Genomic DNA, 21,975 nt, shown 5'->3' with positions numbered 1-21,975 from the left:
GGTAATACTATATTTATGATTTGCTGTGTAGTGAGATTTTCGGGTTTTGTGATCTGGATTTTTGAAATTGAAATACGTTTAAGTATTTGATAATTAGTGTTTTTATTTAATGTTGTATCACTTATCTTTCGCATCCAGTACCTCGAAACCCGCACTATTTCTTAAATCTTTCCCACTTGATCAACATGTATTTATCGGCAAACTGAGTAATGATAATCCCTGAGTTTTTAATGTTTTCTTCCTTTGCAATATAGTCAATCAATTCATTTTGTTTTAAAATCTTATAAACAGGATGGAACTCAGAGTGAGGAGGTCTTGTGATATTGTACTTTTTAATCCATGAACTTATAGTGACATGTGAAACACCGATAATTCTTTCAATTTCACGGTAGCTTAACCCCTCCAGATAAAGCTGAAGAGCTTTGGTTACATAATAATCATCAATCTGTTTTCCCAGTTTTTTAACGGTAAAATAATACTTGCAGTCTTTGCAGTGGAAGCGCTGTTTCTCATTGATGATACCGCTTTTGACTACTTTGGTACTGTTGCATTTAGGACAGGTGTTTTCCATAACTATAGTATTTTAGCAAATATATAATAAATTAGCGAATGTATATTTTCGATTAAAGATAATTTTACCTGTTAAAAATTTTAAAACAAAAAAAATATCTTTTTTATTTGGATTTAAAAGAAAATATATTTTAAATTTGCCAAAAAAATTAGATAAATAAATGGAAATAGAAATTTCCTCATGCGAACATCTAATGTATGTGAGTGAAATACAGCAGGAAATGTACGATTCTGCACAGCGTAGAGGAACGGGGATCGCAAAACGTTCTATAGAATATTTGAGTAAAAAGATTTCAGAAGGCAATGCTGTGGTAGCCACTGAGAACGGTGAGTGGGTAGGTTTTTGTTATATAGAGACCTGGTCACATGGGAAGTTTGTAGCCAATTCGGGACTGATTGTGTCTCCGAAATTCAGGAACGGAGGAATAGCGACTCAGATCAAGCAGAAAGTTTTCCAATTATCTAGAGATAAATATCCGGAAGCAAAAGTATTCGGATTGACAACAGGGTTAGCAGTAATGAAAATCAATAGCGATTTAGGCTATAAACCAGTAATCTATTCTGAACTGACTCAGGATGAAGAATTCTGGAACGGTTGCAAGAACTGTGTGAACTATGAAATTTTAATGATGAAGGAACGCAAAAATTGCCTATGTACAGCGATGTTATTTGTTCCCGAAAACGATAAAAAAAAAGAGACGATAAGCAATCGTCCTGAAAATAAATATGATGAAATGAGCCAAGCCGATTTTGGGCATTCTGCACAAAATTCCGTTGGGGAGTTCCATTTGACTAGTAATAAAAATAAAAAAAGTCCAGATGAAAAAGAAAGTCATCTTAGCGTTTAGCGGAGGTTTAGATACTTCCTACTGTGCAAAATATCTTAGTGAAACACTAGGGTATGAGGTGTATGCCGTTACTGTAAATACCGGAGGTTTTTCTAAAGAAGAGGAAAAAGAATTGGAAAAAAGAGCCTTCAATCTTGGAGTAAAAGAATACAGGTGCGTAGACGCTCAGGAAGATTATTATAATTCATGTGTGAAATATTTGATTTTCGGGAATGTATTGAAAAATAATACGTATCCTCTTTCAGTAAGTGCTGAGCGTACTATTCAGGCACAGGAAATTGCAAAATATGCTATTGAAGTACAGGCAGATGCTATTGCACACGGAAGTACAGGAGCTGGAAACGATCAGGTTCGTTTTGATTTGATCTTCCAGGTAATGTGTCCGAATATAGAGATCATTACGCCAATCCGTGATATGGCTTTGTCCCGTGAAGAAGAAATTGAGTTTTTGAAAGATCACGGGTATGAAATGGAATTTCAGAAAGCACAATATTCAGTGAACAAAGGACTTTGGGGAACTTCAGTAGGAGGAAAAGAAACCTTGACTTCAAGAAATTACCTTCCGGAAGAAGCTTTTCCGTCTCAAATCAAAGAAACTCAGCCCTCAGAATTAGAGATCGAGTTTAAAAACGGAGAAGTGGTAGGAGTGAACGGAGAAAGCTTTGAACATTCTGTGTATGCTATTCAAAAAATAGAAACTTTGGCTTCAGTATATGGAATCGGTCGTGATATTCACGTAGGAGATACCATTGTTGGGATTAAAGGACGAGTAGGATTTGAAGCGGCGGCAGCCTCAGTGATTCTCAAAGCACATCATTTATTAGAGAAGCATACCCTTTCAAAATATCAGCAAATGATGAAGTCTCAGTTGTCCGATTGGTATGGAAACTGGCTTCATGAAGCGCTTTTCTTAGATCCTGTCATGAGAAATATAGAGTCTTTCCTGACAGATTCTCAGAAAACTGTAAGTGGGAAAGTATTTGTAACGCTTCATCCATACAGATTTATTCTTAACGGAATTGAATCTGATCATGATCTGATGTCTGATAAATTCGGAAGTTATGGAGAAGCCAACAGAGCATGGACCGGTGATGATGTGAAAGGATATACAAAAATTGTAAGTAATTCTTTAAATATATACCACCAGATTAACCAGAATATCAACTAGTTCCGAAGGGACGATTTAATGTAAGGCAGGATGTATTTCTGTCAGAATCAAAATGAAGAAAACAGTAGGAATAATTGGTGCCAACGGTTATACAGGAAGTGAGCTGATACGCTTACTGGCTTTTCATCCCCATGTGACATTGAGTTTTTTATATAGTCGTTCGAATTCGGGAACAAAAATTTCGGATTTGTACCCGGATTTAACGACAGTTTGTGAAATGGTTTTGACTGATAAGCCTGAAGAGGTAGACATTCTTTTTTTATGTCTTCCGCATAAGGAAAGTCGGAACTGGTTAACTAAAAACTCAGTTAAGGATGAAACACTGGTTATCGATCTTGGAAATGATTTCCGTTTAGAAGGGAAGTTCGAAAACAGGAATTTTATCTACGGATTACCGGAGATCAATAAAAAACAACTGGCAGGTGCAAAAAGTATTGCCAATCCAGGATGTTTTGCAACAGCTATTCAATTGGCTTTGCTGCCATTAGCAGAAAAAGGAATGTTGCATGAAGTCTTTACTACAGGGATTACAGGTTCTACGGGAGCTGGACAGTCTTTGCAGGCAACGACTCATTTTACCTGGAGAAATGATAATGTTTCAGCGTATAAAACTTTAACTCATCAGCATGTAGATGAGATTTTACAACAGCTGATTTCATATAATAATAAAGAAGTAAACCTGAACTTTGTTCCATGGAGAGGAGATTTTGCAAGAGGAATTTTTACAAGTTCCACCATGAAGACGGATCTGGAGCTGAAGGAGATAGAACAATTGTATCAGGATTTTTATGCAGAGGAGCCTTTCGTTACGGTAAGTAGCAGGGCAGTTGATTTAAAGCAGGTTGTCAATACCAATCGCTGTGTGATTCAGATCGAAAAGAGTGGAAATGTTGTCGTTATTCACTCAGCGATTGACAATTTGTTAAAAGGTGCTTCAGGACAGGCAGTACAGAATATGAATCTGGCCATGAACTGGGAAGAAAATGCAGGCCTGAATTTGAAGCCAATAGCCTTCTAAATTGACAATAAGTAATTGAGAATTTTAAACAAGAAGTAAATCCGACTTAGGAAAATGAAGCGTTAAGAAAATTAATTCTATGAACGTTAAGAAAATTCTACTGTTCGAAGTGCGAGGAAAATAAAGAACCGAAGAACCAATTTGGATTTCGCACAAGTTTTAGAATTTTTAGAGAATATAACTAATTTTTAGCGGAAGTTTCCAGGTCTTGAACTTTTGTTTCTTTTGTTTCAAGACAAAAGAAAGATAAAAAAACAAAAAATGAATTTATTCAACGTATATCCATTATTCAACATAAATCCAGTTAAAGCTCAGGGATCGTTTCTTTGGGATGATAAAGGAGAACAGTATCTTGATTTTTACGGAGGTCATGCTGTCATTTCCATTGGACATAACCATCCGCATTATCAGAAGAAGCTGAAGGATCAGCTGGAAAAAATTTCTTTTTATTCCAATTCGGTACAGAATGAACTGCAGACTGAGCTGGCGGAAAAGCTGGGAAAACTTTCCGGATATGAGGATTACAACCTTTTCTTATGCAACTCAGGAGCAGAAGCCAATGAAAATGCATTGAAACTGGCTTCATTTCATAACGGAAAAAACAAAGTGCTGTATTTTTCAGGTTCATTCCATGGAAGAACTTCTGCGGCAGTTTCAGTGACGGATAATCCTAAAATTGTAGCTCCGGTTAACTTTTCAGAAAGATTTATCAAATCAGAATGGAATGATGTACAGCAGCTTGAAGAAACTTTTGAGAAGTATGGAAATGAAATTTCTTCCGTCATCATCGAAGGAATCCAGGGGGTAGGAGGAATCATGATTCCAACACCGGAATTTCTATCCAAAATTAAAGAGCTGTGTGACAAATATGATACTGTTCTTATTTTGGATGAAGTGCAGTCCGGATATGGAAGAAGTGGTTATTTCTTTGCGCATCAGGAGTTTGGTGTAGAAGCAGATATCATTACTACAGCGAAAGGAATGGGGAATGGTTTCCCGGTTGGCGGAGTTTTGATCCATCCTAAATTCCAGGCAAGCAATGGTTTGCTGGGAACTACATTCGGGGGAAATCACCTGGCTTGTGCGGCTTCAATTGCTGTACTGGATGTCATGAAAGATGAAAATCTTATCGAAAATGCTCAGCAGATGGGCGCGTATATTGAAAATGAAATTAAAGATTTACCACATATTAAATCCATCCGAAGGAAAGGATTGATGATCGGAATAGAACTCGATAGAGACTGTTCAGAAATAAGGAAAAGCTTATTGTTCGATCATCATATTTTCACAGGAAACTCTAATGATAAAACAGTGTTGAGGATTCTTCCGGCACTGAACATCAAAAAAGAGGAAACGGATCTTTTCATCAATGCTCTGAAAACAGTATTGGAGAAAATTTAAATTATAAAAGTCACAAAAGATTTTAAACACTTAAGTTTTTGAAAATCTTTGATTTTTATCTCATGTGATCTTACCTATTTTCAAAATAATAAATTTTTAAAACTTAAGAAACTTAAGTGTTTAAATAAAAACTTTTGTGCCTTTTGTGGTTAGATCAACAATTAATGTGTAAACAAAATCTTTAAAATCAATTCAAAATGAAAAAATTCACCTCTGTAAGTGATGTAGAAAACTTACAGGAAATCATAAAAAAAGCTTTAGAAATAAAAGCAGACCCCCTTACCGAAACAGAAAAAGGAAAAGGGAAAACAATAGGACTTGTATTTTTAAACTCAAGCCTTAGAACCCGTCTGAGCAGTCAAATTGCAGCACAAAACCTAGGTTTAAATGTGTTGACATTAAACGCTGCACAGGAAGCCTGGAATCTAGAATTTGCTGACGGAGCTGTCATGAACGGAGATACAGTAGAGCATATTAAAGATGCTATAGAAGTTCTGAATCAGTATTGTGACATCATTGCAGTGCGTTGTTTTGCAGGGATGAAGAGCAAAGAAGATGATGTGAATGAAAGCATCCTAAGTCAGTTTGAAAAACATGCAAAAGTTCCTGTCATTTCATTGGAATCCGCAACCCGTCACCCGCTACAAAGTCTGGCAGACTGTATTACTATTACTGAAAACTGGGAAAAAGAGCATAAACCAAAAGTGGTTTTAACTTGGGCACCACACATCAAACCTATTGCACATGCTGTAGGAAACTCTTTCGCAGAATGGATGCAGGAAATGGATGTAGAGCTGGTAATTGCCAATCCCGAAGGGTATGATTTGGATAAAAACTTTACAAAAAATATAAAAGTGGTTCATGATCAGGATGAAGCGTTGAAAGATGCAGACTTTATCTATGTAAAAAACTGGTCTTCTTTTGATGACTATGCAGCAATGCCTGAAGTGAAGGGAGATTGGATGCTGACGAATGAAAAATTAGCCAATACCAACAATGCAAAAGTAATGCACTGTCTTCCGGTTCGCCGTAATGTAGAATTGAGTGATGAGGTGATGGATGGAGAGAACTCTATCATTTATCAGCAGGCAAAAAACCGTATTTTCTCTGCACAGGCTGTGTTCAGTGAAATTTTAGATGAATTAAAAGCCAAATAATTCTTTTGCTTTTTATCCCTGTCAAGGTTCAAAACCTTGACAGGGATAAAAGAGGTAAGGATCTCAAAAAGTTTACAATGAAAAAAAAATTATACATCATAAAAATTGGGGGAGCTCTAATTGATGATGAGGAATTATTAAACCAATTCTTAGAACAGTTTTCTGAAATCCAGGAAAAGAAGATCCTTGTTCATGGCGGTGGAAAGTTGGCGACAACGCTGGCTGATAAACTGGGTATCGAGCAGAAAATGATCAACGGAAGGAGGATTACGGACAAAGAGACATTGGACATTGTAACAATGGTATATGCAGGAGGAATCAATAAAAATATTGTTGAGAAATTACAGCAGAAAAAATGCAATGCCATAGGCTTCTCCGGTGCAGACGGAAATCTCATCAAGGCTAAAAAAAGAGAAGATCCTGAGATAGACTTCGGATTTGTGGGAGATATCAATAAGAAAAGCGTGAATAAAAAATTGGTTTCTAAATTAATGAAACTGGATCTTGTACCTGTATTTTCTGCAATTACCCACGATAAAAAAGGAAACCTTTTTAATACCAATGCAGATACAATTGCTTCTGTAATGGCGCAGGCTCTTTCGGAGAAATATGAAGTTGAACTCTTGTATTGCTTTGATAAAGCAGGAGTTTTGGAAGATGTAAATGACCCTGAATCATTGATCAAAAGTGTAACGGAAGGAGAGTTTGCAGTATTAAAAGAAGAAGGAAAGCTTCACAAGGGGATTTTACCCAAACTTGAAAATGCGCTGGGAGCGATAAAAAATAATGTAAATAAGGTGTTTCTGATCAAAGAAACAGAACTTAAAAACCATATAGAAAATCATCATGCAGGAACTGAAATCTGTTTATAATAAAGAAGAATTGTTGAATAATGCAGTCGGATTGCTTAAAAATTTGATTGAGATTCCTTCATTCAGTAAAGATGAATTCAATACGTCAGTGGAAATTGAGAATTTTTTCAAGAAACATCAGATTCCTACCAAACGTTTTAAAAACAATATCTGGGCAGTGAATAAACACTTTGATGTGTTTAAACCTTCCGTTTTGCTGAATACACATCATGATACCGTAAAACCTAATAAGGCTTATACATTGGATCCATTTGTTCCTATTGAAAAAGACGGGAAACTGTTTGGATTGGGAAGTAATGATGCCGGAGCTTCTTTGGTTTCTATGGCACAGGTTTTTTTACACTTTTATGATAAAGAAGATTTAAAATATAATTTAGTTATTGCTTTGACGGCCGAGGAGGAGATTTCAGGATTTGATGGAATTGAAGCTTTATTTTCGCAGCTGCCTAATGTAGAACTCGCCATTGTAGGAGAACCCACGCAGATGAATCTGGCGATTGCAGAAAAAGGCCTTCTTGTGATTGATGGAGAAATGAAAGGAACTCCTTCTCATGCCGCTCATCCTAATGATGATAACTCAATTGTAAAATGTATGCTGGATCTGCAGAATATTTTAGCCTTTAAATTTCCAAAGGTTTCAGAATATCTGGGAGAAGTGAAAGTTACCTTATCCGGAATTCATGCAGGAGTACAACATAACGTTGTTCCGGAGTCGTGCCATTTTACGCTGGATGTGAGGGTTACAGACGAATATTCCAATCAGGAAACATTTGAAATCATTCAGTCTCAGATGAAATCTACGCTTACTGCCAGATCTTTCAGACTGAATTCTTCAAAGATCGAAATGGACCATCCGTTTGTAAAAGCAGGGATTGAAATCGGAAGGACAACTTACGGTTCGCCAACCTCTTCAGATCAGGCGATTATTCCATGTACATCCGTGAAAATGGGCCCTGGAGACAGTAGGCGCTCTCATACGGCAGATGAATTTATCTATATCCAGGAAATAGAAGAGGGGATAGAAATCTACATCAGAATTTTAGAAAAAGTGTTATAAAAGAGAGAAGTTAGAAGCTAGAGACCAGAAGTTAGTAAGAAAAGGCCACACAAAGGTTATAACTAAGTTCTAACATCTAATTTCTAATCTCTAAAATATATGTTTTGACTCCGCCCGGCAGGCATTGAAGTTTAGTTTTTAATAAGATTTATGCAAAAAGAAAATTAGAAATGAAGACTTTACATAAGGAAATGTTTTTTTATAGTTAATAGTAATAAGGATTGCCTTGCTGGGCATGTCAAAACCAACAAATATTTTAAATCAAATATTATGAAATCACTACCCATGAATTTTTCTGGTAATACAACAGATAGAAGTGGTGATTGCATATGAGTTTAAAAAAATAGACAATTACATATGAAAAAGATATGGCAGAAGGATGACCTGGCCACCAATATATTAGTCACTCAATTTACAGTCGGGAAAGATCTTGACTTTGACGAACGTTTAGCAAAATATGATGTCAAAGGTTCTATGGCACATTGCAAAATGTTGGCAGAAACCGGCATTATCACTCAGGAAGAATCAGAGCAGATGCTATATGTTTTGGAGACTATTTTAAATGAAATTGAGAATGGGAGTTTTGAAATTGATAAAGATGCTGAGGATATCCATTCTCAGGTAGAAGCAATCTTAATTGAAAAATTAGGAGATACGGGAAAGAAAATCCACACAGCGAGATCAAGAAATGATCAGGTTTTACTGGATATTAAATTGTATTTATTGGATGAAATCCGTGAGATCACAGCCCTTACCGATGAGTTTTTCCAGATTTTAATTCAATTGGCAGACCAGCACAAGAATGTTTTGCTGCCGGGATATACTCACTTGCAGATTGCAATGCCTTCATCATTCGGTTTATGGTTTGGAGCTTATGCGGAGGCGCTTTTGGATGATGTGGAAATGCTGTTTTCAGTAAAGAATATCATTAATAAAAATCCACTGGGATCAGCGGCAGGCTATGGTTCGTCATTTCCTATCAATCGTGAAAGTACAACCTATAACTTAGGTTTTCAGTCGATGAATTATAATTCAGTGTATGCTCAGATGACCCGTGGGAAGTCAGAGAAAATGCTGGCCATGTCTATGGCGACTTTGGCGGGAACGCTTGGTAAATTCGCTTATGATGTTTGCCTGTATCTGAGTCAGAATTTTGATTTTATCAGCTTTCCAAAGGAATTTACAACAGGAAGCAGCATTATGCCTCATAAGAAAAATCCGGACATCTTTGAGCTGGTTCGTGCACGATGCAACAGAATCCAGTCCCTTCCGAATGAACTGATTCTTTTGACAAATAACCTTCCTTCAGGATATCACAGAGATGTACAGCTGACCAAAGAAATCCTTTTCCCAGCCATAGATTCTTTAAAAGAGTGCTTAGAGATCCTAAGCTATACTTTGCCTAATATTCAGGTAAAAGATGGGATTCTGGAAGATGAAAAGTATAAATACCTTTTCAGTGTAGAAAAGATCAATGAAGAAGTGAAAAATGGAAGCTCATTCCGTGATGCTTATGTGAAGGTAGGACAGGAGATTGAAAATAATGAATTTGAATTTAAGCAAGGAAATCTTGAACATACCCACCAGGGAAGTATCGGAAATCTTTGCCTGGATAAAATAGAATACCAGTTCAATAAACTGAAAAATAAATTATTGGGTTAAAATCTAAGCCATTAAGGTCATCAAAAACTTAGGCAGAATCAGTGGAATTTCTAAAATTTATTTAGCCTGCTGTCTTTTCGTTTGTAAACCTTAATCTTAATAAATCTTAGCTGCTTAAGTGATCTTAATGGTTTGATTTTACTCTGCTCTTTGAATTTGATGATTGATTGTATTGAACCATTAAGGTAGACTAAGACTTTAAGGTGATTTAAGAAAATCTGCGATTTTTTAGCTGCATAGTTTTAAAATTCACTTGCGAATTCTTTAATTATCCTTCATTCTTTAAAAAATCTTAATGGTATAAAATAAAAAGATTTATTCTATATCAATTTTAAACTTGGTAGATTCTGTTGGCCCGTGAAATATTACTTATAGTTGAAAATTGAGAGTAAATATGCTGCCCAAAATTTTATCGAAGATAAAATCTTTGCGCCTTATAGCATAAAGTTGATAAATTTCTTTGCGTCTTTGCGTTTTTCTAACAAAATAAAATATTCGAAATACAATATGTTGGTAAGCGCAAAAGTGCAAGGAATAAAACAAATATGTATAAGGATTTCAAGGCGCAAGAAAATCAAAGATTTTCAGCAAGTGAAATCGAAATTAATATTGAGTTTAATAATAGAAGAATTTATTCCAGATCAATTTTGAATTTGGTAGATTTTTTTACTTCGTGAAGTACAATAGAGCTGTGGTACTGCCCGATATTAGGAATATTTGAGATAACATTTACAGCAAATTCGTTATAAGAATTGATATCTTTGGCAATGATCTTCAGCATATAGTCATACTCTCCGGAAAGACTGATGATTTCCTGTACTTCATCATATTTTCCGATATGCTCCTCAAAGGTTTCCAATACTTTCTTGGATTGTTCCTTGAGACGGACATTACAGTAGACTACAATATTTAAACCCAGTTTTTCACGGTTTAAAAGCCCGACATATTTCTGAATGATCCCCTGTTTCTCCAATTGTTTGATTCGTTCATACGTAGGAGTAAAAGTAAGACCAATCTTTTCGGAAATTTCTTTAACCGATAGAGTAGAGTCTTCCTGAATAATGCTGAGAATCATTTTGTCTTTTAAATCCATAGAATAAATTTGAGTTTTAACAAAAATATTAATTTTAAATGAGAATAAGGAAATACTGATATTTTTAATTTATTTTAAACTTAATTTTTGTAGGTTCATAAAATTGTTATATCTTTGCACCTAATGAATAAAAAAGCATTTATATCATTAGATTTACCGGGCGAAAGCGCCCTTTACGATATTTATTGTTATTAGCGAAGATTGTTGTCTTCGCTTTTTTTATGCCCAAAAATAAGAATTATGTTTACGATTACAGAACTAAGCACCGAGAGAATCAACAGTATACTGACAGAAGCAATGGCTTTTGCAAACGGTAAAACTGCTAAAATTGAAGGAGAAGTTTTTTGCTCAAACCTTTTCTTCGAAGACAGTACAAGAACCAAAACAAGTTTTGATCTTGCAGAAAGAAAACTGGGACTTCAGGTAGTTCCTTTTGATGCATCACACAGTTCGGTAAACAAAGGCGAAAGTCTTTATGATACAGTAAAGACTATTGAAAGTATAGGAGTAGATCTTGTCGTGATCCGCGATAAGAAAGACAGATACTTCGAGGAACTGAAAAATATTAACATTCCTGTGATCAATGGAGGTGATGGAACAGGAAATCACCCTTCACAATGTATGCTGGACTTGTTGACGATCTATCAGGAATTCGGAAAGTTTGAAGGATTAAAAGTAGGAATTGTTGGAGATGTAAAACACAGCCGTGTTGCCAACTCAAGTGCAGAAGCATTAAGAAGATTAGGCGCTAAAGTATACTTCTCAGGACCTGAACAATGGTTTGACGAAGGAGCTTTGATCAACGGAACCTATCTTTCAGTAGATGAACTGATCGTTGAAGTAGATGTGCTGATGTTATTAAGGATCCAACACGAAAGACATGATGCGGCAATGAGTTTCACTGCCTCAGAATACCATAAGAGATATGGTCTGACCAAAGAAAGAGAGCGGGTAATGAAAAAAGAAGCAATCATCATGCACCCGGCACCGATCAACAGAGGAGTGGAAATAGATTCAGACCTTGTAGAATGTGAGAGATCAAGAATCTTCAAACAAATGCAAAACGGAGTATTCGCCAGAATGGCCATTTTGAAAGAAGCGTTGGAAAGCAAAGGGTATACCTTTAAGTAAGAACAAAGGTAAAAGAACCAGGTTAAAAGTTAAAGAGCGGTCTGCTAATAAAAAAGAGAAAAGCTATAAAGCAAAAAGGATATAGATAATCCGAGCCCCGGAGGGGCGACCTGTTAATAATATAAAATAATAAGAGATAAAAGTTTAAAATGAAGAAAAAATTAATACTGGAGTCCGGTGAAGTGTTTCATGGAGAAGGTTTCGGAGCAGAATTGGAAACTGCAGGAGAAGTAGTTTTCAATACCGGAATGACAGGGTATCAGGAATTGATTTCTGACCCATCGTATTGCGGTCAGATAGTTTGTATGACCTATCCGCTTATCGGGAATTATGGTATTAACCGTGATGATTATGAAAGTATAGAGCCGGCAATCAAAGGGCTTATCGTAAAAGAACTTTGCGATCTTCCTTCCAACTTCCGTACTCAGATTACTTTAGATGAATTATTTAAAAAGAAAAACCTTTCAGGAATTTCAGGAATTGATACGAGAAGACTGACAAGAATTCTTCGTAATTATGGAGTGGTGAAAGGAAAAATCGTCAACGCTGATGCTGATGAAGCTGCAGTAGCTGCAGAATTGAAAGCAACGAATTTCCCAACCAATCAGGTAGAGGAAGTTTCAACAAAAACACCTTATGCTAACCCTAACAGAGGTTTCAAAGTAGTGTTAGTAGATTTCGGTGCAAAACTGGGAATCATCAGAGAATTATCTCAAAGAAACTGCGATATCATCGTTGTTTCACAGGATACCACAGCAGAAGAGATTTTATTGATGGATCCGGACGGAATCATGCTGTCAAACGGTCCTGGTGACCCGGAAGATGTGCCGCATGCTTTGGATATGATCAGAGGATTATTAGGGAAAGTTCCCATCTTCGGAATCTGTTTAGGACACCAGTTGATTGGTCTTGCTTGTGGAGCGAAAACTTTCAAACTGAAATTCGGACACAGAGGTGGAAATCACCCGGTATTGGATCTTGAGAAAAATACAGTGGCTATTACTTCTCAGAACCATGGGTATGCAGTAGATCAGGAAAGTTTAAAAGGAACAGACCTTATCGAAACACATATCGCATTGAACGACAGGACAAACGAAGGTCTGAAACACAAGATCCACCCTTGTTTCTCCGTTCAGTATCACCCTGAAGCAAGCCCAGGCCCTGAAGATGCAAACTACCTGTTTGATGAGTTTATTCAAATGATGGAAGACTTTAAAAAGTAAGAAAGACTTCAGATATTAGACATCAGATAACAGACTCTATCATGCATAATTTTGAAAAGTTAGTTTTTTGGCAAAAACCGATTGAACTTGCAAAACAGGTTTATACCATTTGTTCAGAATTACCTAAAGATGAAAAGTTTGGTTTGATTTCTCAAATTAAAAGATCTGCAATCTCCATTCCTTCAAATATAGCAGAAGGTGCAGGAAGAAATATTGCAAATGCTTCTTCTTTTGAGTTACAGACACAGTTAATTTTAACTAGAGAATTAAATTTACTTGATGTAGAAAAAGTTAACAGTTTAATATCAAATCTGAATGAAATTCAAAGAATGATTTATACATTCAAATCTAATTTAAAAAAGTAAAACATCCTGTTGGATGTCTGAAATCTGACATCTAACATCTTGTATCTAAAAAAAGAAAAATGGCAAAACGTACAGATATAAAAACAATTTTAGTAATCGGTTCAGGACCTATCATCATTGGTCAGGCAGCTGAGTTTGATTACGCAGGAACGCAGGCTTGTCTGTCTTTAAAGGAAGAAGGCTACAAGGTAATTTTGATCAACTCAAACCCTGCAACAATTATGACAGATGTGGAAATCGCTGATAAAGTATATATCGAGCCGATTTCATTACAGTTTGTAAGCCACATCATCAGAAAAGAACGTCCTGATGCATTATTACCAACGCTTGGAGGACAAACAGGACTGAATATGGCTGTTGAGTTGGAAAAATCAGGAATTCTTGAAGAATGTAAAGTGGAAGTATTGGGTACTACACTTTCTGCCATCAACAGAGCAGAAGACAGAGACCTTTTCCGTGAATTGATGAGAGAATTGAACGAACCGGTTCCAGACTCTGATATTGTCAATACTGTAGAAGGAGCCCTTGCTTTTGCTGAAAACATCGGGTATCCGGTAATTGTTCGTCCTGCCTTTACAATGGGAGGTACAGGAGGTGGTATCGCTTCCAATGAAGTAGAATTGAAAGAAATTGCTGAACTTGGATTGAAGCACAGCCCGGTTACACAGTGTCTTATTGAAAAATCAATTGCAGGTTTCAAAGAAATTGAATACGAAGTAATGCGTGATGCAAACGACAATGCCATTGTGGTTTGTAACATGGAAAATATAGATCCGGTAGGAGTTCACACAGGTGACTCTATCGTAGTAGCACCTTCTCAGACACTTTCAGACAGAGAGTATCAGTTACTGAGAAACGCTTCTTTAAAAATCATCAGAGCCCTAGGAATCGAAGGAGGATGTAACGTACAGCTGGCTTTAGATCCAAACTCATTCGACTACTATATCATCGAGGTAAACCCTAGAGTTTCCCGTTCATCAGCTTTAGCAAGTAAGGCAACAGGATATCCGATTGCAAAAATTGCTGCAAAAATTGCTGTAGGATTAACGCTGGATGAAATCATGAACCCGGTTACAGGAAAAACATATGCATGTTTCGAGCCTGCTCTTGACTATGTAGTAACAAAATTCCCAAGATTCCCATTCGATAAATTCGAAACAGCAGACAGAAGACTTTCTACTCAGATGAAAGCGACTGGTGAGGTAATGGCAATCGGAAGAAATCTTGAAGAATCCCTACAGAAAGCAATCCGTTCATTAGAAACAGGAATCAAACATTTAGGATTAAAAACGAAGCAGGCTGAGGCTCTTACTGCTGAAGAAATCGAAAGAAGAATCAGAGTGTGTGATGATGAGAGATTATTCATCATCGGTGACGCTTTAAGAAGAGGATATGATTGGGAACAGATTGTAGAATGGAGTAAAATCGACAAGTTCTTCATCTGGAAACTGAAAAAATTAGTTGACTTCGAAAAAGTAATCGCTGAGAACAAATTTAATAAAGAAACATTAATTGAAGCCAAAAAATTAGGTTTTGCAGATGTTAATATTGCCGTTCTTTGGGATGTAGCAGAACGTGAGGTTTTCAACTTCAGAAAAGAAAACGGAGTAATGCCGGTTTACAAAATGGTAGACACTTGCGCTGCTGAGTTTGAAAGTGAAACTCCATATTTCTACGGAACTTACGAAGAAGAGAACGAAAGTGTTGTTTCAGACAAAGAAAAAATCATTGTACTGGGTTCAGGACCTATCAGAATTGGACAGGGAGTTGAGTTCGACTACGCTACCGTTCACTCAGTATGGGCAATCAAAGAAATGGGTTACGAGGCGATTATCATCAACAACAACCCTGAAACTGTTTCTACAGACTTCTCGATCTCGGACAAATTATACTTCGAGCCGCTTACGGAAGAAGATGTAATGAACATCATCGACCTTGAAAAGCCTAAAGGAGTAGTCGTACAGTTCGGAGGGCAGACGGCGATCAACCTTGCCGATAAATTGGCATCTCACGGAGTACAGATCTTAGGAACTTCACTAGAAGACCTTGACAGAGCTGAAAACAGAGACAAATTTGAAAAAGCACTTCAGGAAATGGGTATTCCTCAGCCAAAAGGAAGAACATCTACATCAAAAGAAGAAGCTATAAAAATTGCTAACGAAATCGGTTACCCGGTATTGGTACGTCCAAGCTACGTTCTTGGAGGTAGAGCAATGGAGATTGTATACGCAGAAGCAGAATTGGCTCATTATATGGAGAACGCTGTAGAGGCTAGCCCAGAGCACCCTGTTTTGGTGGACAAATACATGGTAGGAAAGGAAATTGAAGTAGACGCCATCTGTGACGGTGAAACAGTAGTAATTCCGGGAATTATGGAGCATATCGAAAGAGCAGGAGTTCACTCCGGAGACTCTATCGCGGTATATCCACCACAGAATATCTCTCAGAGCGAAATTGATACCCTGGTAGACTATACGGAAAGGCTGGCAAAAGGATTAAAGGTGATTGGATTAATGAATATTCAATACGTTCTTTTTGAAGGAAATGTTTACGTAATCGAGGTGAACCCACGTTCTTCAAGAACAGTTCCTTTCTTATCTAAAATTACAGAGGTTCCAATGGCTAACCTTGCAACAAAGGCAATTTTAGGACAAAAACTGAAAGATTTAGGATACAAAAACGGATTGGTTCCAAACAAAGAAGGCGTATTTGTAAAAGTACCGGTGTTCTCTTTCTCAAAATTAACGAAAGTTGATATCTCTTTAGGCCCTGAAATGAAGTCTACAGGAGAAGTAATGGGGAAAGATACTACCCTTGAAAAAGCACTTTATAAAGGATTGGTAGCAGCTGGAAGAAAAGTTCCTATGCACGGTTCTATCCTGTTTACGGTAGCAGATAAGCACAAAGAAGAAGCGGCAGCTCTTGCAGCAAGATTCCATGAAGTAGGATTCAGAATCTGGGCTACAGAAGGTACTGCGAAGTTCTTCGGAGAAAAAGGAATCCCTTGCAAAATAGGATACAAGATAGGAGAGGAAAGCGTAAACCTTATCGACCTGATTCAGAAAGGAAAAGTTCAGTATGTTGTGAATACCACTACAAAAGGTAAACAGGCTGAAAGAGACGGATTCCAGATCAGAAGAATGAGCGTAGAAAACGGTGTTCCTTGTTTAACGTCAATGGATACAGTAGAAGCGATCTTAAAAGTAATCGAAAGCATGAGCTTCAAAATGGAGACGATGTAATTTCGACCAAAAATAAATATTCTAAACCTCATAGATTTCTGAAATCTATGAGGTTTTTTTATGCCCAATTTCTTGAAACAGATGCCCACAATAAATACTACAAAAGGGTAATTGTCCTGTAGTGTTGTACAGCGTAATTTTGATAAGGTAATAAGTAATATAGAAAATAAAGAGATGTTTTTTAACTGTACAATGCTGTTAAAAATATAAATATTATTAATCCTAAAAAACAATACAATGGAACCTAATCAATGTACAAAACTTCTGGAAGGTGGAATTTATACCACTTTGAATGTCGTAAAAACGGGTGATTTTCTTTACGACTTGAAGAAATACTATGAATCTGAAAAATTCAAAGATGATTTTAAAGCTCAAAAATTTTCATTTGGTTTTGAAGCAATTGACCCTACATCTATGGTTAATAATGTCTTAAATTTTGGTGCTTCCGATGATGAAGTTAATAGTTTCCAGGAGAAAATTAAATCCCTAGAAAAAATTACGGTCTCACAATCATTTTTCGATTCATTTAGTCTACATACTCCAAATAAAGATGTGATTGAAGGATATGTGAAATGTTTAGAAGTTCAAAATAATAAAAAAGGATTATCAACAGTGGTGCAGGAAGGAGATGAAGGGGTAACCATTTATATTTTTTATAACAAAATATCAAGTACAGATCCAAGTCCTGTTGTTGAAGATTATAAGATAACCAACGGGATAGAAATAAGTAAAAGCTTTATTAAAGGAGGTATCCTTGATGATGATAATTCAATTACTTTTAAAAGAAGCGATCCGTCAAAAGATATTTTCTTTTTCTTAGATACAGATAAAGGACCTGTAAACTGTTTATTAAATGGACTTCCTAGTGGCTTTAACAAAGATTTTCCTGTAGGTACAGTACTTTCCTCATATCTAAATTGGGAAGAATTTCAGGAAGTAACCAAAAATAATTTGACAAATCCTGATAAGAACTGGAATAGCAAATATTCAAAATGGGCACCTTGTGACGGAAGAAGAATTGATAATACTTGTGGCTTGGCACGTGCTACACAAAATTTGGGTAATGTTCCGGATTTAAGAGGTGTTTTTTTACGCGGAAATAATATCTTTGATTCAAATGAAGCTGGGAATGGCATTCCAGGAGTTTCTCAACATCAAAAAGATCCTTCCGATAATAGATTACGTGGTAGTATCCAGGAGGATCAATTTAAGGAACATAATCATCAAATTGTACAACAAAGTTTCGGGGGCATAGTCGCAACACCTCTAGCCGTTTCCGGAAATACATCCTGGGCTGATGGAGATCTTGATGGCTCACAAATAATTAGTGGTTATGACAAGACTACAGTTCCTTTAATTATTGCTAATGCAGGAGGAGCAGAAACTCGTCCAAAAAATATGGCTATCAATTATTATATAAGAATAAATTAAGAACATGAGTGATCAAAGTTGGTAATGAGTACAATTCATATTGAGTTTTCTAAAGTAATAGAAAACATGAACTTCAAAATGGAGACGATGTAATTTCGACCAAGAATAGATATTGTAAACCTCATAGATTTCAAAAATCTGTGAGGTTTTTTAGTTTGAGATAAGATATGTATTAATTTCTTTATCATATCTAGTGATTGTTTAAATAAAAGAATGTGTAAATTGGGATTATTCATAGTCTGTCAAATAATTTATTTATGAAGATATTCCTTCAAACTTTTATAATGCTTTTATTTTTCAATTGTCAGCAAAAGGGGCATTTGAAAGAAACAAGGCTTGAAACCACAATCATTGAATATAAGCAACCTAAGCTTTCTGATATTCAAAATATTGAAAAGATGAATGGTGGAATTAAGTACTTCAATAATATTGATATAAGATTATCAAAAGAATATTTTCCAGAAATAGAAAAATACGAATTTGAACAACCCATAATTTATCATAGAGATACTGCCAACTTAGATACACAAGTTTCTTATTTTTTTACAAAAAAAGACAGTGTTATACGTTTAATTGAATATAGCTGGAACCAAGATCAGAATAAAGAACCATTTATAGATAAACTATATCAATTGAATAAAAAAAACATAGCTAGTGCGCTAGAAATAGAAGGGCTTGAAAAGAATGAAGGCGTTGATTATTGGTGGCAAAAAATTATACGATGGGATAACAATATTGTTCATGTTTATAGCTTTATTTTTGGTATTAATGAAGGCCAGAGGACAAGAGTTATTGTTAGATTCAAATAGTATAAAAAGAACAATACTTAGTGTATAAAATATGGAAAATAAAAATATTGATTTTAGAGCACAACAGCTTCATCAGGAAGCGAGAGTGTTGGGACAAACCGGAAAATATGATTTGTCAATATCAAAACTTCAGGAAGCAATGGAGATTCAACCAACCTGGGCATACCCGGTATATGATCTGGCATTTACTTATTTATTGAAAGGAGAAGATGATAAAGCATTAAAATTTTATAAAAAAACAGATGAATTGGAACCAAAAGGATTTTTTACTACAAAGACCGCAATATACTCTTTGGAAGGAGAAAAACTTGGAATATTCCCTAAAGGTTTATATTTGACATATATGCAAATTGAGTGGACAGGTGATATTAATAAAAAACGCGAAATCATTAGCTTGCTGACACAAAATGTTCCTGATTTTGCACCAGTGTGGAAAGAACTTGCAGATATATCAGAAGATGAAACAGTACGACTTTATGCAATCAATCAAGGACTTTCAAAAAAACCGGATATTCAGACAGAAGGAATTTTGCTGATTAATAAGGCTATAATATTGAATAATAGCCAAGATAAAGAAGGTGCGAAACAAATATTGAATACTCTTGTTTTATCAGAAAATGTAACAAAAAGCAATGCTGAATTAGCTGAACTTGTTTTAAACTCTTTATCCTAGAATAAAAACTTTACTAGAATTGTTGATAATCCTTTGTCGCAAAATAATAAAAAAACAGATTTTAAAATCTGTTTAATTTTTTTGCCGAATTATTTATAAATTAGTGCGTTACAAAATAAAAGCTATAACGATATTTAAAAACAGATAAAAATTCCATCAAATCTAAGAATAACCATGGCAGAATATCAAGCAAAATCAAGCAATTCTTTATCTTTTGAAGTTACAAAAGACAGTCAGTTCATAGGAAGACTTATCTATACAAGCTGGTTTAAATTTAATGCAGAAATTGAGATTGGTAACCGTTTTTATCTGGTTGAACCCAAAGGTTTCTGGGGTACCACTATTGAGTTGAAAGATAATGAAAGGGTTCTTCTGAAGTTTCGCATGAACTGGAATGGAGAAATTGTCATTCAGACCTATTTCGATGGAGTGAAAGACGGTTTTCTTTTTAAGCATAGAGGAATATTTAAAGAATCATTTGTATTGGCTGATCAGGAGGGAACAGAACTTTTTGTGATGAAGCCGAATCTGAAGTGGAGCTCTCTGAACTATGAATATCATATCACGACCTCTGAAAAATTCGAAACGCTTCCGAATAAAGAAATTGTTTTAATTAATGCATTGCATTGTGCCAACTATTATATGTCCATGATGATGGCTATGTAATGAGATAAGCTTTTTTAAGGTCTTAATAAGTTTCTATGGTATCAGGATTTGATCATATTATTGCTCATTTCAGCCATTATATTAAAGTGAGTGAAGCTTTGAGAAATGAGCTTGAAAGCAGATTGTCTTTTCACACTTTTGAAAAAGGTGAGCTGGTACAGGATGCGGATAAGGTTTGTACCAAAAGCTATTTTATCCTCAAAGGGTTGGTGAGAACCTATTATCTGAAAGATGGAGTTGAGATCAGTGAATATTTTTCCTGTGAAAATGAATGGATCAATTCTCCTAAAAGTTTTATAGAAAGAACGAAAGACATCTACTATATTGACTGTCTTGAAAAAACAGAAACCTTTGGTCTGAAGGTGAATGATCTCGGTTATCTTTTCGACCATTTTCCGGAAATGGAACGGTATGCAAGACTCTCTATGGGAAGCGTATTCGGCCACCTTATGGAAAGAATTACTTCACAGAGATTCACGACTGCAAAAGAAAAGTATGAACATTTTCTAAAAGTGTATAAAGGGGTTTACCACCGGATTCCACTGGGAATGGCTGCTTCCTATCTTGGAATTACACAATCTACTCTGAGCAGGTTACGTACAGAAAAGTAGTTTTTGATCTAGAGCAAAAATAAATCCATTTTACAGGTCTATTTTTGAAAAAAAAATCATGAAACTATTATTTAAAATTTTCTTTTTTCTGTTAATAAGCGTTACCCTGAATGCGCAGGATACAATTCATTCAGAAAATACAGATGCTGTCTTATATACTCCTTCAAAAAAAATAAAAGGGTTGATAGTAGGCTTGGGAGGCTCAGAGGGAGGTAATGCCTGGGCGTCCAGACATTGGAAATCAGTACGGGATCAGTTCCTTGACAAAGACTATGCTTTTTTGGCATTAGCCTATTTTGGTTCAAAAAATTCCCCAAAGTTTCTTGACAAAATTGAGATTCAGGATGTGTATAATGCAATATCGGTTGCTAAGCAGAAAACTCATACAGATAAAATAGCGATAGTAGGAGGTTCCAGAGGTGCTGATCTTGCCTTGCTTCTTGGAAGTTATTACCCTGATATTTCTTGTATTATTGCTCTTTCAGCCAGCCATGTTGTTTTTCCCGGAAATACCAGTCATTTTTCAACTTCCAGCTGGACATTTGGAGGTGAAGAACTTCCTTTCGTTCCTGTAAATGAAGCTGCAGTTCCTTTTATGATTCAGCACAATATAAGAAAAGCGTTCGAAGCAATGCTGCAGGATAAAACGGCGGAAAGTAAATCTCTTATAAAAATAGAAAATTCCAAAGCTTCTATTTTACTGATGTCCGGTACTCAGGATGAAATATGTCCATCGGAAGAGATGTCAGATAAAATAATTCAGAGGCTTAAAGACAAGCATTATCAATACCATTTTGAACATCGTAAATGGAAAGGTACCCATACTGAACCTTATCAGCATTTTGACCAGGTTTTTATCTTTCTTCAAAAATATTTTTAAAATAAAAATGTAAACACAGATAAAAATTGGGTTCTTGAATTTTCAGGAACCCTTTATTTATGGGTAATTCAAGAAGAGAGATTTCATGATTTGTATCA

20 protein-coding genes are annotated in these 21,975 nt (G+C 35.8%); 18 read left to right on the top strand and 2 right to left on the bottom strand.

Going from position 1 to position 21,975, the window contains the following annotated elements:
* Positions 1-154: 154 nt before the first annotated feature.
* Positions 155-571: an IS1/IS1595 family N-terminal zinc-binding domain-containing protein gene (locus AC07UM_RS03100; RefSeq protein ID WP_103232335.1), complete on the bottom strand. Its 417-nt coding sequence runs from the start codon at positions 569-571 to the stop codon at positions 155-157.
* A gap of 160 nt (positions 572-731) precedes the next feature.
* Between AC07UM_RS03100 and AC07UM_RS03095 the strand changes: the two genes are divergently transcribed.
* From AC07UM_RS03095 to argH, 8 genes are all read left to right on the top strand, one after another.
* A complete protein-coding gene (locus tag AC07UM_RS03095; RefSeq protein WP_494682527.1) occupies positions 732-1,418 on the top strand; it encodes a GNAT family N-acetyltransferase in 687 nt (228 codons plus the stop codon).
* Positions 1,390-2,586, top strand: a complete 1,197-nt coding sequence (locus AC07UM_RS03090) for an argininosuccinate synthase (RefSeq protein WP_494682528.1) — start codon at positions 1,390-1,392, stop codon at positions 2,584-2,586. Before AC07UM_RS03095 ends, AC07UM_RS03090 begins: the two co-directional genes overlap by 29 nt.
* A 52-nt stretch (positions 2,587-2,638) precedes the next feature.
* Positions 2,639-3,604, top strand: a complete 966-nt coding sequence (gene argC, locus AC07UM_RS03085) for an N-acetyl-gamma-glutamyl-phosphate reductase (protein ID WP_494682529.1) — start codon at positions 2,639-2,641, stop codon at positions 3,602-3,604.
* Between the two features lie 261 nt (positions 3,605-3,865).
* Positions 3,866-5,005, top strand: a complete 1,140-nt coding sequence (locus AC07UM_RS03080; RefSeq protein WP_494682530.1) for an aspartate aminotransferase family protein — start codon at positions 3,866-3,868, stop codon at positions 5,003-5,005.
* 197 nt (positions 5,006-5,202) lie between these two features.
* Complete coding sequence (locus AC07UM_RS03075) at positions 5,203-6,162, top strand: N-acetylornithine carbamoyltransferase (protein WP_494682531.1); 960 nt, start codon at positions 5,203-5,205, stop codon at positions 6,160-6,162.
* Positions 6,163-6,239: 77 nt separating this feature from the next.
* Positions 6,240-7,034, top strand: a complete 795-nt coding sequence (gene argB / locus AC07UM_RS03070) for an acetylglutamate kinase (RefSeq protein ID WP_236850514.1) — start codon at positions 6,240-6,242, stop codon at positions 7,032-7,034.
* Positions 7,009-8,091 carry a M20 family metallo-hydrolase gene (locus AC07UM_RS03065; protein WP_494682532.1) on the top strand — a complete coding sequence of 361 codons (1,083 nt, stop codon included), beginning with the start codon at positions 7,009-7,011 and terminating at the stop codon, positions 8,089-8,091. Before argB ends, AC07UM_RS03065 begins: the two co-directional genes overlap by 26 nt.
* A gap of 357 nt (positions 8,092-8,448) precedes the next feature.
* Positions 8,449-9,753, top strand: a complete 1,305-nt coding sequence (argH, locus tag AC07UM_RS03060) for an argininosuccinate lyase (protein ID WP_494682533.1) — start codon at positions 8,449-8,451, stop codon at positions 9,751-9,753.
* Between the two features lie 631 nt (positions 9,754-10,384).
* On the opposite strand, the gene AC07UM_RS03055 is transcribed toward argH, so the two are convergent.
* A complete protein-coding gene (locus AC07UM_RS03055) occupies positions 10,385-10,846 on the bottom strand; it encodes an Lrp/AsnC family transcriptional regulator (RefSeq protein ID WP_077414878.1) in 462 nt (153 codons plus the stop codon).
* 240 nt (positions 10,847-11,086) lie between these two features.
* Here AC07UM_RS03055 and AC07UM_RS03050 point away from each other — a divergent pair, with 240 nt between their 5' ends.
* The 10 genes from AC07UM_RS03050 (at position 11,087) to AC07UM_RS03005 (ending at position 21,877) form a co-directional block, all read left to right on the top strand.
* On the top strand, positions 11,087-11,977 hold the full coding sequence (locus tag AC07UM_RS03050) for an aspartate carbamoyltransferase catalytic subunit (RefSeq protein ID WP_494682534.1): 891 nt from the start codon (positions 11,087-11,089) through the stop codon (positions 11,975-11,977).
* Between the two features lie 149 nt (positions 11,978-12,126).
* Complete coding sequence (locus AC07UM_RS03045; protein ID WP_103234758.1) at positions 12,127-13,200, top strand: carbamoyl phosphate synthase small subunit; 1,074 nt, start codon at positions 12,127-12,129, stop codon at positions 13,198-13,200.
* 41 nt (positions 13,201-13,241) lie between these two features.
* Positions 13,242-13,565 carry a four helix bundle protein gene (locus AC07UM_RS03040; RefSeq protein WP_494682535.1) on the top strand — a complete coding sequence of 108 codons (324 nt, stop codon included), beginning with the start codon at positions 13,242-13,244 and terminating at the stop codon, positions 13,563-13,565.
* A gap of 59 nt (positions 13,566-13,624) precedes the next feature.
* Complete coding sequence (carB, locus tag AC07UM_RS03035) at positions 13,625-16,807, top strand: carbamoyl-phosphate synthase large subunit (protein WP_494682536.1); 3,183 nt, start codon at positions 13,625-13,627, stop codon at positions 16,805-16,807.
* Positions 16,808-17,044: 237 nt separating this feature from the next.
* Positions 17,045-18,238 (top strand): hypothetical protein, encoded by a 1,194-nt coding sequence (locus AC07UM_RS03030; protein ID WP_494682537.1) that lies wholly within the window; start codon positions 17,045-17,047, stop codon positions 18,236-18,238.
* Between the two features lie 257 nt (positions 18,239-18,495).
* Positions 18,496-19,047 carry a hypothetical protein gene (locus AC07UM_RS03025; protein WP_494682538.1) on the top strand — a complete coding sequence of 184 codons (552 nt, stop codon included), beginning with the start codon at positions 18,496-18,498 and terminating at the stop codon, positions 19,045-19,047.
* A 31-nt stretch (positions 19,048-19,078) separates the two neighbouring features.
* Positions 19,079-19,720, top strand: a complete 642-nt coding sequence (locus AC07UM_RS03020; protein WP_494682539.1) for a tetratricopeptide repeat protein — start codon at positions 19,079-19,081, stop codon at positions 19,718-19,720.
* Positions 19,721-19,894: 174 nt separating this feature from the next.
* A complete protein-coding gene (locus tag AC07UM_RS03015) occupies positions 19,895-20,386 on the top strand; it encodes a hypothetical protein (protein WP_494682540.1) in 492 nt (163 codons plus the stop codon).
* A 35-nt stretch (positions 20,387-20,421) separates the two neighbouring features.
* Positions 20,422-20,997, top strand: coding sequence for a Crp/Fnr family transcriptional regulator (locus AC07UM_RS03010; RefSeq protein WP_494682541.1), 576 nt, complete (start codon positions 20,422-20,424; stop codon positions 20,995-20,997).
* A 58-nt stretch (positions 20,998-21,055) separates the two neighbouring features.
* Positions 21,056-21,877, top strand: a complete 822-nt coding sequence (locus AC07UM_RS03005; protein WP_494682542.1) for an acyl-CoA thioester hydrolase/BAAT C-terminal domain-containing protein — start codon at positions 21,056-21,058, stop codon at positions 21,875-21,877.
* The last annotated feature ends 98 nt before the right edge of the window (positions 21,878-21,975 follow it).

This window comes from Chryseobacterium sp. GW821-FHT04C04 (genome assembly GCF_059420365.1).
Note: the sequence above shows the minus strand (reverse complement) of the source record. Positions and strands in the feature narration are given on the sequence as shown.

Excerpts from the sequence above, each read along its gene's own strand:
- AC07UM_RS03065 (WP_494682532.1), top strand. The coding sequence starts at position 7,009 with ATGCAGGAACTGAAATCTGTTTATAATAAAGAAGAATTGTTGAATAAT.
- AC07UM_RS03015 (WP_494682540.1), top strand. The coding sequence starts at position 19,895 with ATGGCAGAATATCAAGCAAAATCAAGCAATTCTTTATCTTTTGAAGTT.
- argH (WP_494682533.1), top strand. The coding sequence starts at position 8,449 with ATGAAAAAGATATGGCAGAAGGATGACCTGGCCACCAATATATTAGTC.
- AC07UM_RS03005 (WP_494682542.1), top strand. The coding sequence starts at position 21,056 with ATGAAACTATTATTTAAAATTTTCTTTTTTCTGTTAATAAGCGTTACC.
- AC07UM_RS03100 (WP_103232335.1), bottom strand. The coding sequence starts at position 571 with ATGGAAAACACCTGTCCTAAATGCAACAGTACCAAAGTAGTCAAAAGC.
- AC07UM_RS03055 (WP_077414878.1), bottom strand. The coding sequence starts at position 10,846 with ATGGATTTAAAAGACAAAATGATTCTCAGCATTATTCAGGAAGACTCT.
- AC07UM_RS03075 (WP_494682531.1), top strand. The coding sequence starts at position 5,203 with ATGAAAAAATTCACCTCTGTAAGTGATGTAGAAAACTTACAGGAAATC.
- AC07UM_RS03030 (WP_494682537.1), top strand. The coding sequence starts at position 17,045 with ATGGAACCTAATCAATGTACAAAACTTCTGGAAGGTGGAATTTATACC.
- argB (WP_236850514.1), top strand. The coding sequence starts at position 6,240 with ATGAAAAAAAAATTATACATCATAAAAATTGGGGGAGCTCTAATTGAT.
- argC (WP_494682529.1), top strand. The coding sequence starts at position 2,639 with ATGAAGAAAACAGTAGGAATAATTGGTGCCAACGGTTATACAGGAAGT.
- AC07UM_RS03095 (WP_494682527.1), top strand. The coding sequence starts at position 732 with ATGGAAATAGAAATTTCCTCATGCGAACATCTAATGTATGTGAGTGAA.
- AC07UM_RS03025 (WP_494682538.1), top strand. The coding sequence starts at position 18,496 with ATGAAGATATTCCTTCAAACTTTTATAATGCTTTTATTTTTCAATTGT.
- carB (WP_494682536.1), top strand. The coding sequence starts at position 13,625 with ATGGCAAAACGTACAGATATAAAAACAATTTTAGTAATCGGTTCAGGA.
- AC07UM_RS03040 (WP_494682535.1), top strand. The coding sequence starts at position 13,242 with ATGCATAATTTTGAAAAGTTAGTTTTTTGGCAAAAACCGATTGAACTT.
- AC07UM_RS03020 (WP_494682539.1), top strand. The coding sequence starts at position 19,079 with ATGGAAAATAAAAATATTGATTTTAGAGCACAACAGCTTCATCAGGAA.
- AC07UM_RS03050 (WP_494682534.1), top strand. The coding sequence starts at position 11,087 with ATGTTTACGATTACAGAACTAAGCACCGAGAGAATCAACAGTATACTG.
- AC07UM_RS03045 (WP_103234758.1), top strand. The coding sequence starts at position 12,127 with ATGAAGAAAAAATTAATACTGGAGTCCGGTGAAGTGTTTCATGGAGAA.
- AC07UM_RS03080 (WP_494682530.1), top strand. The coding sequence starts at position 3,866 with ATGAATTTATTCAACGTATATCCATTATTCAACATAAATCCAGTTAAA.
- AC07UM_RS03090 (WP_494682528.1), top strand. The coding sequence starts at position 1,390 with ATGAAAAAGAAAGTCATCTTAGCGTTTAGCGGAGGTTTAGATACTTCC.
- AC07UM_RS03010 (WP_494682541.1), top strand. The coding sequence starts at position 20,422 with ATGGTATCAGGATTTGATCATATTATTGCTCATTTCAGCCATTATATT.